This is a genomic window from Stenotrophomonas sp. STEN008 (assembly GCF_056760435.1).
In genome coordinates this window covers 1-3,433 of record NZ_JBRRET010000076.1, presented here as the reverse complement: position 1 = coordinate 3,433, position 3,433 = coordinate 1, and the positions used below count along the sequence as shown (strand labels likewise).

1 tRNA gene and 2 rRNA genes are annotated in these 3,433 nt (G+C 53.6%); all 3 read left to right on the top strand.

What is annotated here, in order from left to right:
- The 3 genes from ACVOME_RS18580 (at position 1) to rrf (ending at position 3,420) form a co-directional block, all read left to right on the top strand.
- Positions 1 to 77, top strand: a tRNA-Ile gene (locus ACVOME_RS18580).
- A 223-nt stretch (positions 78 to 300) separates the two neighbouring features.
- Positions 301 to 3,180: ribosomal RNA gene (locus ACVOME_RS18575) — 23S ribosomal RNA — on the top strand.
- 125 nt (positions 3,181 to 3,305) lie between these two features.
- Positions 3,306 to 3,420 (top strand): 5S ribosomal RNA (rrf, locus tag ACVOME_RS18570).
- The last annotated feature ends 13 nt before the right edge of the window (positions 3,421 to 3,433 follow it).

The following is a 3,433-nucleotide window of genomic DNA, read 5'->3' as shown; positions in this document are numbered from 1 at the left end:
GGGTCTGTAGCTCAGGTGGTTAGAGCGCACCCCTGATAAGGGTGAGGTCGGTGGTTCGAGTCCTCCCAGACCCACCATTCTCTGAATGACGCATACATTCGATCTTTATACGCATCGGCACTGTGGCCGGTACGTGTTCTTTTAAAACTTGTGACGTAGCGAGCGTTTGAGATGTTCTATCAGACGTGTCGTGAGGCTAAGGCGAGAGACGAAAGTCTCTTTATTGATTGAGTCGTTATATTCGTATCCAGGCTTTGTACCCCTGGATCAGATATGACCCAAGGCAACTTGCGGTTATATGGTCAAGCGAATAAGCGCACACGGTGGATGCCTTGGCGGTCAGAGGCGATGAAGGACGTGGCAGCCTGCGAAAAGTATCGGGGAGCTGGCAACAAGCTTTGATCCGGTAATGTCCGAATGGGGAAACCCACCCGCTTGCGGGTATCCTGCAGTGAATACATAGCTGCTGGAAGCGAACCTGGTGAACTGAAATATCTAAGTAACCAGAGGAAAAGAAATCAACCGAGATTCCGTCAGTAGCGACGAGCGAACGCGGACTAGCCCTTAAGCTGGATTGGTTCTAGGAAAACACTCTGGAAAGAGTGGCCATAGAAGGTGACAGCCCTGTATCTGAAAGGGCCATTCCAGTGAAGACGAGTAGGGCGGGGCACGTGAAACCCTGTCTGAACATGGGGGGACCATCCTCCAAGGCTAAATACTACTGACCGACCGATAGTGAACCAGTACCGTGAGGGAAAGGCGAAAAGAACCCCGGAGAGGGGAGTGAAATAGAACCTGAAACCGTGTGCGTACAAGCAGTAGGAGCTCCGCAAGGAGTGACTGCGTACCTTTTGTATAATGGGTCAGCGACTTACTGTTCGTGGCAAGCTTAACCGTATAGGGGAGGCGAAGGGAAACCGAGTCTGATAAGGGCGCATAGTCGCGGGCAGTAGACCCGAAACCGGGTGATCTAGTCATGCCCAGGGTGAAGGTGCGGTAACACGCACTGGAGGCCCGAACCCACTCCCGTTGCAAAGGTAGGGGATGAGGTGTGATTAGGAGTGAAAAGCTAATCGAACCCGGAGATAGCTGGTTCTCCTCGAAAGCTATTTAGGTAGCGCCTCATATGTATCCTCTCGGGGGTAGAGCACTGTTATGGCTAGGGGGTCATCGCGACTTACCAAACCATTGCAAACTCCGAATACCGAGACGGACTGTATGGGAGACACACGGCGGGTGCTAACGTCCGTCGTGAAAAGGGAAACAACCCAGACCCACAGCTAAGGTCCCAAATTCAGTGCTAAGTGGAAAACCATGTGGAAAGGCACAGACAGCCAGGAGGTTGGCTTAGAAGCAGCCACCCTTTAAAGAAAGCGTAATAGCTCACTGGTCGAGTCGGTCTGCGGGGAAGATTTAACGGGGCTAAGCACTGAACCGAAGCTTGGGGTGCATAACTTTGTTATGCGCGGTAGAGGAGCGTTCCGTAAGCCTGCGAAGGTGGATTGAGAAGTCCGCTGGAGGTATCGGAAGTGCGAATGCTGACATGAGTAACGATAATGCGGGTGAAAAACCCGCACGCCGAAAGCCCAAGGTTTCCTTGCGCAACGTTAATCGGCGCAGGGTGAGTCGGCCCCTAAGGCGAGGACGAAAGTCGTAGTCGATGGGAAGCAGGTTAATATTCCTGCACCTCGCGTAAGTGCGATGGAGGGACGGAGAAGGTTAGGTGTACCGGGCGTTGGTTGTCCCGGGGAAAGGCGGTAGGTTTGGATCTTTGGCAAATCCGGGATCCTTTAAGACCGAGCACCGAGACGAGCCTTTAAGGCGAAGTCACTGATACCACGCTTCCAGGAAAAGCTCCTAAGCTTCAGCTTACGCAGACCGTACCGTAAACCGACACAGGTGGGTAGGATGAGAATTCTCAGGCGCTTGAGAGAACTCGGGTGAAGGAACTAGGCAACATGGCACCGTAACTTCGGGAGAAGGTGCACCCTTTTTGGTGGCTCGTGCGAGCTATAGCTGAAGAGGGTCGCAGTAACCAGGCCGCTGCGACTGTTTATCAAAAACACAGCACTCTGCAAACACGAAAGTGGACGTATAGGGTGTGACGCCTGCCCGGTGCTGGAAGGTTAATTGATGGGGTCAGCCGCAAGGCGAAGCTCTTGATCGAAGCCCCAGTAAACGGCGGCCGTAACTATAACGGTCCTAAGGTAGCGAAATTCCTTGTCGGGTAAGTTCCGACCTGCACGAATGGCGTAACGACAGCGGCGCTGTCTCCACCCGAGACTCAGTGAAATTGAAATCGCTGTGAAGATGCAGCGTTCCCGTGGCAAGACGGAAAGACCCCGTGAACCTTTACTATAGCTTTACACTGAACGTTGAGTTCGTCTGTGTAGGATAGGTGGGAGGCTATGAAACCATGGCGCTAGCTGTGGTGGAGCCATCCTTGAAATACCACCCTGTCGTGCTTGACGTTCTAACCTGGGCCCATTATCTGGGTCGGGGACCGTGTATGGTGGGTAGTTTGACTGGGGCGGTCTCCTCCTAAAGAGTAACGGAGGAGCTCGAAGGTACGCTCAGCGCGGTCGGACATCGCGCACTGTGTGCAAAGGCATAAGCGTGCTTGACTGCAAGATCGACGGATCAAGCAGGTAGGAAACTAGGACTTAGTGATCCGGTGGTTCTGTATGGAAGGGCCATCGCTCAACGGATAAAAGGTACTCCGGGGATAACAGGCTGATACCGCCCAAGAGTTCATATCGACGGCGGTGTTTGGCACCTCGATGTCGGCTCATCACATCCTGGGGCTGTAGTCGGTCCCAAGGGTATGGCTGTTCGCCATTTAAAGTGGTACGCGAGCTGGGTTCAGAACGTCGTGAGACAGTTCGGTCCCTATCTGCCATGGGCGTTGGAGATTTGAGAGGGGCTGCTCCTAGTACGAGAGGACCGGAGTGGACGAACCTCTGGTGTTCCGGTTGTCACGCCAGTGGCATTGCCGGGTAGCTATGTTCGGAAGCGATAACCGCTGAAAGCATCTAAGCGGGAAGCGCGCCTCAAGATGAGATCTCCCGGGGCACAAGCCCCCTGAAGGAACCATGTAGACTACGTGGTTGATAGGTCAGGTGTGTAAGTACAGCAATGTATTGAGCTAACTGATACTAATGATCCGTGCGGCTTGACCATATAACCTCAAGTTGCCTTGGCTTTACGACAGCGTCGTAAGAGCATCCAAGTGCACGCTACGTCACAAGAACTATGCGAGGCTGGCGCCTTGTCCCTCGGGACGAGTGCGACTCTCCAAAAGCCTCCCTGGTGAAATTAGCGCTGTGGAACCACCCGATCCCATCCCGAACTCGGAAGTGAAACGCAGCTGCGCCGATGGTAGTGTGGCTCAAGCCATGCGAGAGTAGGTCATCGCCAGGGTTTATACCCAAAA